Source organism: Zarconia sp. (assembly GCF_057467645.1).
This window is the reverse complement of sequence record NZ_JBRJXU010000078.1, coordinates 1-6688: the sequence shown is the minus strand read 5'-3', so window position 1 is coordinate 6688 and position 6688 is coordinate 1. Positions and strand designations below refer to the sequence as shown.

The 6688-nt window shown below is 49.9% G+C and carries 7 protein-coding genes; 6 read left to right on the top strand and 1 reads right to left on the bottom strand.

Annotation, left to right across the window (positions count from 1 at the left end):
• Positions 1-70: 70 nt before the first annotated feature.
• The 5 genes from AC2215_RS11745 (at position 71) to AC2215_RS11725 (ending at position 5253) form a co-directional block, all read left to right on the top strand.
• Entirely contained in the window at positions 71-328 is a 258-nt protein-coding gene (locus AC2215_RS11745) for a hypothetical protein (RefSeq protein WP_486810187.1), read from the top strand.
• A gap of 96 nt (positions 329-424) precedes the next feature.
• Positions 425-982, top strand: coding sequence for a hypothetical protein (locus AC2215_RS11740; RefSeq protein ID WP_486810186.1), 558 nt, complete (start codon positions 425-427; stop codon positions 980-982).
• A 3-nt stretch (positions 983-985) separates the two neighbouring features.
• Positions 986-3160: a hypothetical protein gene (locus AC2215_RS11735; RefSeq protein WP_486810185.1), complete on the top strand. Its 2175-nt coding sequence runs from the start codon at positions 986-988 to the stop codon at positions 3158-3160.
• Between the two features lie 884 nt (positions 3161-4044).
• Positions 4045-5040: a hypothetical protein gene (locus AC2215_RS11730; RefSeq protein WP_486810184.1), complete on the top strand. Its 996-nt coding sequence runs from the start codon at positions 4045-4047 to the stop codon at positions 5038-5040.
• A gap of 90 nt (positions 5041-5130) precedes the next feature.
• Positions 5131-5253 carry a hypothetical protein gene (locus tag AC2215_RS11725; protein ID WP_486810183.1) on the top strand — a complete coding sequence of 41 codons (123 nt, stop codon included), beginning with the start codon at positions 5131-5133 and terminating at the stop codon, positions 5251-5253.
• Between the two features lie 136 nt (positions 5254-5389).
• Here AC2215_RS11725 and AC2215_RS11720 read toward each other — a convergent pair whose 3' ends face one another.
• Entirely contained in the window at positions 5390-5629 is a 240-nt protein-coding gene (locus AC2215_RS11720; protein WP_486810182.1) for a hypothetical protein, read from the bottom strand.
• Between the two features lie 133 nt (positions 5630-5762).
• Here AC2215_RS11720 and AC2215_RS11715 point away from each other — a divergent pair, with 133 nt between their 5' ends.
• A complete protein-coding gene (locus AC2215_RS11715) occupies positions 5763-6455 on the top strand; it encodes a sigma-70 RNA polymerase sigma factor region 4 domain-containing protein (RefSeq protein WP_486810181.1) in 693 nt (230 codons plus the stop codon).
• Positions 6456-6688: the final 233 nt, after the last annotated feature.

The following is a 6688-nucleotide window of genomic DNA, read 5'->3' as shown; positions in this document are numbered from 1 at the left end:
ATGCCGACCCCATGACCCGAGTAGAAGCCCTCGCACTGTCCGTCAAAACACTACAAATCGTGGAGAACTCATGACAACCGTAAACCTGACTTGCCCCGAACTGGCAACCCTTCGAGAGATGGTGTGGAATGCGATCGACTCTCTCCAAACCTCGGGAGACGATACCGCAGACAATCCAACCTTTACCTTCTATTGCCAGCTCTACGGCAAACTGGGCGGCAATCCCCCAGCTCCCAATCGGGATGAGGAGATTTCCCCCGCCCCTCACCAAAGCGGTATCGACCTTGCCGACTCGTTAATCGATCGCATTCGGAGCCAAGAAAAGTAGAAGCGATCGCCGCCTGTACCACCAAGTGCGATCGCCCCAAGCGTCCGCCCGAGCGCATAGCACGCTCGGGCCAAACACCACTAATTCAATTGAACCATGACATACTCACCCACAGCCCCCTCATTCAACGTATCCGGACGCTCCTACTCCAAGAATCCCCCCGGCGTGTCCCTCACCCCCAACCCCTTAACTGAAGCCGACTTCAAATCGAAACTCGAAAAAGCCAAGGGTCGCGAACGGGCGCTCAAAGTCCAGTTGCAAGAGGAAAAGAACCGTCAGACCGGATGGCTTCTTGCCATCGAACGCGAGAAAACTACCGGGCTGTCATTCAAGCACCAGCAAGAGGGTCAGAAAACCTTAATCGAACGCCATCGGTTCGATGCCCTCAAAATCGACGTGAAAACCGAGTTTGGCCTCATCGAACACGCCAAGCTCAAGGGCAAGATTGCCGACACCGATAAGGCGATTATCGAAGTCGAGCTGGGGACGAAGAAGGACAATCTTAAGTCAGCGATCGACTTCCGCAAGGTCAATGGCGAGCGCAACAAAATCGCTCTGAAGACCCAAAAGCTCGACGTAAAAGCCCTGCAAGCTCAGTTTGACGATCGCCTCGCCGAACTCCGAGGTCTGGGTCACAAGATTACGGGGGTGTAGATCGTGCAAGCCCAGCAAATTACCGAACTCAAGAAAGTTGCCACCATCGGTTACGTCGTTTCGGGTCTGAGTCTGGGCTTGTGGTCATCTGCCCTGCTACCACGCTTAAATCTTGCGGTAGTAGGGGCGGTTGCCTCAAGCGTAGGACTTGCACCCATTCGCAAGCGTCAAGCTGAACTGGCGATCGAACAAGCGAAGAAACAGCTCGACATCGATCGTGCCGATCGTAGAGAACAGCTCAAAGATTGGGAGCGCGACCTACAAGCCCGGTCTGTGGATTTGGATTCTCGCCAGATGGATTTAGACCGGGAGAACGAACAGTCACGAATCGAACTAGATCGCCAACGGGAGCAATGGGAGCAAGAGCGTACCATTGCCGATCGCACCGCTGAAAGTGAGATTCGCGATCGCAAAAAAGAACTCGAAGACGAGTACGAAAACCGCTTCAAGATGCGTCAACTAGAAATAGAGCAGGAGTATGGCGCTCTTAATACCGAACGAAAAACACTTGATGCAGAGCGCTCCCAGTTCGAGGCACATCGAGATCGTGAACTCGCAGCTATCGAAAAAGAACGGGAGCTAATCGAAAAAGCAGCCCAGGAAACGGTACATACCGGACTGGCCGACCTCGAAGCCCAGCAGCAAGAAATCGAAATACAAGCCCGTCAATGGGTAGCCGACCAACTCGAACCCAAAAACGAGCAAATTGCTGCCTTACAGGCTGAAAATGAGGGACTAAAAGAGCAGTTAGCCGTTGCCACCTATCCCAAGATTCCCCGTGGTCTCGATCGGGTTTGCGTCTACCTCAAAGAAGTTATCCCCGCCCTCTACCAACTTGGGTTCAAACTCGACTACGACCACCACGACACCAACCCCAATCGCGATCGGGTTTGGTTCCGTCCCCAGAATACCTTTGACATCAAGGAACTCGACAAGCAATCGGGACTCATCCAAGGACTCATCGGCTCCAAGCATCCTCTCTCGTGGCAGTGGATTGACAAGGGGTTGATTCAGCTTGAGGTGTCCACCGCAGGAGTTGAAACCAGCACTAAAACCAGCAAGCGCAAAATCGCCGATCGCATCGTCGATGGCGAACAATGGCTCATCCACCTGGTAGACAAATGCTTCCACTTCCGTATCAGCGGTGAAAACGGCAGCGGTAAATCCGAATTCTTCAACAATCTCTACTGCATCGCCAAACACCGAGTATTCGCTGGCAATCTCGACCTAACCCTCATCGACCCCAAATTCCCCCTCTCCCCCTGGATTATCGAAGGTCAACCCTTCCTCCCCCAGTATCGAAGTTGGGAAGATGCCCCCAACGGTGTAGCCGACATGGCAGCACTGGTAGATGCTCGAATCAAGCGAGCCTCCGACGAGTTCGACCCCCAGAATTGGATCGACGGGACAACTCCAGAATTCACCCCATCCATGTGGGCGATCGATGAAACCGATACCACCATGTCTCGGTACAAAAAGGAGATTAAAGACAATCTTCGAGTTGGCTTGAAGGTGGGACGGGCATTGCGGGTGATGGTCTGTTATATGTGTCAGTCCTATCTCCCCAGCGACATCGGATTGAACCATCCCGACCTGAAAGCATCTGCCACCATTCTGCTGTCAACATCGGCAGAAGAAGGAGCAGACGACTTGCCCATGTCCAAAGAACGGCGATTGGAAATCAAAGAAGAAATCGCTTATCTAAATGCCCAAGGGTGCAAGTATTTTGCCCTAGTGAAATATCCCGGCGTGCAGCCATTCGTTGCTCGTTTGCCCAAGCCAAAAGCTTACGCGCATTTGCAGTTTGAAATCGGGAAAAATGGGGAACGGCATGGGGATGCGGGTGCAGGTCGTTCCCGTTCGGGTGAAGAGGCGGGTGCTTCATCAAAGCACTTGCCCGACAAGAACTCTGGCGATTCGCGCACCTCAGAACCCCCCAGCTTCCAACCCGATTTCGGGGGTATCTCGACTGCACCCGCACCCTGCACCCTTGCCCCAAGCGGGGAAGCCAGCCAGTCAGAAATCGATCGCGTCATCGGGCTTTTAAGAGATGGTTGGAAATCCCAAGAAAAAATTATTAAATCCGTTTGGGGCGTATCTCGATGTTCTAAGAAAGGTTCGACCTATCAGAAAAAAGTTGGAGTCGTCAAAGCCATTCGCGCCCAGATCGGACTCTAAAGATGTGTCATCATTTCCCCAGGAGAAATTTTCGTTGGGGAGCCGTAGCATTCGCCTTTAGATTCTCTTTAGATTTGGGCAACAAAAAGCCGAACTAGATCCGGGAACAAACCGGGATTAATCCGGGTTTGTTCCCGGTTTAATCCCGGTTTAATCCCGGTTTAATCCCGAATCGGACTTAAAAGTGCTCGTCAAAATGGTGTTTTTAGTCGGGTTGAGTGGGGCCGAACCCGTTTGTTCCCGGTTTAATCCCGGTTTAATCCCGGTTTAATCCCGGTTAGACCCCGGTTTAACCCCGTTTGGCTTCACCTCGCGCCCCGACATGATTTGCAGCAAGGTATGTCAAATTGCAGCCTCGGTCGTTGGAGTCCGTTAACCCGAGAGTGTCTAATTTCAAACCGAAAAGTGATGAAAAATTCAACAAAGGTCTAACCTCCCATGCGAGGAGTCCCGTCTTGATTTTTTGAGGGAGTGACAACTTTACATTTCTTTTGAATTGGAGGAGAGTTGGGTATTGTCCGGGTCGTGTCCGGGTCGTGCCAGGGTCGTTTTCCCGATGGGGTCAGATGCTGCATGATTTACAGCAAGGTATGTCAAATTGCAGCCTCGGTCGTTGGAGTCCGTTGCTCCGAGAGTGTCTAATTTCAAACCGAAAAGTGACGAAAAGTTCAACAACGGTATGCCGTCCCCCCGCTCCGCGTTGCTGGGGGAGAGATATATTTGTGTGAACGATTGTTGTCCTAACCGTGATGGCTACAGCTATAGTTAGGGCTACAGCTAATTTAGAGAAGCCCAGTGCGATTTGTGATGTTTGCCCCCCAATGAAATCAAAATTCCCACCCTCGCGCATTCACCCCCCAGGCAGCCCAAGAGAATTTCGAGCATTGGGAAGATTCCGGGCAGCATTTAGAGCCTCCGAGGGCAACGAAAACCGAGGCAGCTTGCATCTGGGAGATTGTCAAATCCCCGCGAGCATTCCTCTCAAAGTCCTCGCCCAAACACAAAACCTCAAAGAAGGCATGGCAATTTGGAACGGATATCCCAGAACCGATCGAGCCGGAAATCTCACATCGTTCCAAATTCGGGGGTTATTCGCGCTTTCAGAAGAAGTGAACCGATTTAGCATTCGCGGTCTTCTAAAATCTTGGCAGCCCCAGAGCCAACTGCTCAAAATCGAAATTCGCTCCAACCCCAACGCCTCTCGGAAAATCCGACCGTTTGTCATCACCGTACATGGCGTTCTACCCCAGCCCCAAGTCGGTCAGTTCTGGGACTTAGAAGCCCGACTCGAATTGGGACAACTCGTACTCGCAGACGGTCAACTCATCGAGCTTCAAACCGAGTCCGACCCAGACTCATCCCCCAACTCACCATCTCCCACCCCTCCATCCCAACCGAGTCCACCCTCAGAAAAAGACGCGCCCCCACCGCTCCAAGCCAATCCAATCCCAAGTCCAACCCCAGACTCATCCGCAGCATCAGCACTCCAACCGAGTCCACCTCCAGACTCATCCGCAGCATCAGCACTCCAACCGAGTCCACCCTCACCCCCCACAGAACATCTTCCCACCATGGCCCGCGCCGAAATCACCCTCAAATTCAGCCAGATTCCCACCCCGAAACCACTCGGGGGAGGGCGAGTGGAAATCGCCCTCGTTGACGAAGCCACCGGGCTGGTATTTACCGCCAGCTTCAAAAACAAAACCTGGAATAAAAACGCCAAAAAAATGGAAGAATTTGAAAGCTGGGTCGGGGCGGTATCTGGGAAATTCGGCAAGCCAACCGAAAAGGGATTTTCCCTAGAGGATGCCGGAATACAGGTATTTGAGAAAATCAAGAAGCCAGCAGCCCAAGAGTCATCAGATGTAGAGAAAACGTAGGGAGTCTCGGGCGATTGTAATCTTGACGAGTGACAGAAATATTGAGAAGTTGCGCCATCGCCAGTGTGGAGGGGGGTATCGAGGTTGTCGATGCTGGGTGAAGTAGGGAAAGCCTTCTATGACGACGTAGGGTGCGAGTTGGATGGTGGGGGCGATTCTCCGTTTGAGACGCTGCGCGATCGCATACCGGGTGAGGTGGAGAAATTGCAGTGAGGCGATCGAGAAAGGGTCAATTGTTCCGGGCGATCTCTTCGCAGTCATGGTCGTTAAACTTTGGTTGGAAATTAAGTGAACCCCTCACATCAGGTTGATTCTGATGTGAGGGGTTTGATATTTGTAATGCCTGAGACTATGGCTGAGCTTTCAGCAAGTTTTTCTTTTTGAGAGTTGTCCGATCGTCAATTTCTTCTACAGGCTGACGCTCCTTTTTCTCGATATCAGTTCGGAGTCGGACTTGCTTTGGGCTTGCATCAAGCTCGAAGGTATAGCGACCGTGAGCTAGTTTGATGGCTGTGAAAGCTCCGAGAGCGAAAATTAGCACCACGCCCAGGGGAAAGGTAATTTGCCACACCGGGAGGTTTTTCTTCATTGTGTACGACCTACTTTTGAAATTGATGACGTTCTATCTAGTCGTAGGCTTTGGAGAGATTTTGTGACTCAGGAAAAATTTCTCAATCATGGGTGTCACGTTTTTGGCTCGACTTCCATTTAAAAGTACACCTATGACTGTAGTTAATATGAAATCTTCGCGCTTTTCTCCTTCGCAGCCTTCTAGTCAAGAGTCTTTGGCGATGGTTCCATGCCCAGATTCAACTGAATGTTCCCTTGAAATGCAGAGACAGATCGAATCTGTTCGGTCATTGGTGCAGGAGTGTTTGGAGGAATCGAAAGACCAGGAAGCCGATCCTCATCATCTTCTTCCATTCACGAGAAAGCTTCTCCGTCAGTATCGAATTTATGGCTTAAAAGAAGAAAAAGAGATTATAAGTGAAGCCTTTTATCGCACTATTATTGCTATTGAAAAAGGAAAAACTATCCGAAATTTAATTGCTTGGTTTCGCGGCACAATTATCAATATTATTCGAGAGGAGAAAAAAGAGTGCTCGAGGTTACATTCTGTTGCCTCGAAGATGAATTCATATGATAAGAATTATAATTTAACCGATGACGTATCTAATAATTATTCTATGATAGAAGAGAATACATCAAGATTGTATAATGCTTTGAGCTTTCTAAGTAATGAAGAAGTTGAAATTTTAGTATTGCGGCATGTTAAAGGTCTATCTTGGCAAGAAGTCGGAGAGCATTTTACTCCTTTAGAAAGCGAAAATATAGGCGATCGTAAAATGCAAAATCGCTGGCGTCAAAAGGGAAAGCGAGCACTAGATAAGTTGCGGCGGTTCTATTGCCTTTGATTTGTTTTTTGCGATTTTAAATTGAACATCAATTTTTTGTAATTAACAAACCGCAATCTAAAGGAAGTGCTAATAATGTCAAAAAGAATAGAAGAAAAACGTAAAAAGCTTGCGCTAGAATATGCAAGATTAACCAATCGCCCTGAGCTTTCCGATTCAGAAATGGAGCGATTGGCTGAGTTGTGGGAGGAAGCGCAGTCTGACGATGTGTTGAGTTTGTTGATGACTGAGAT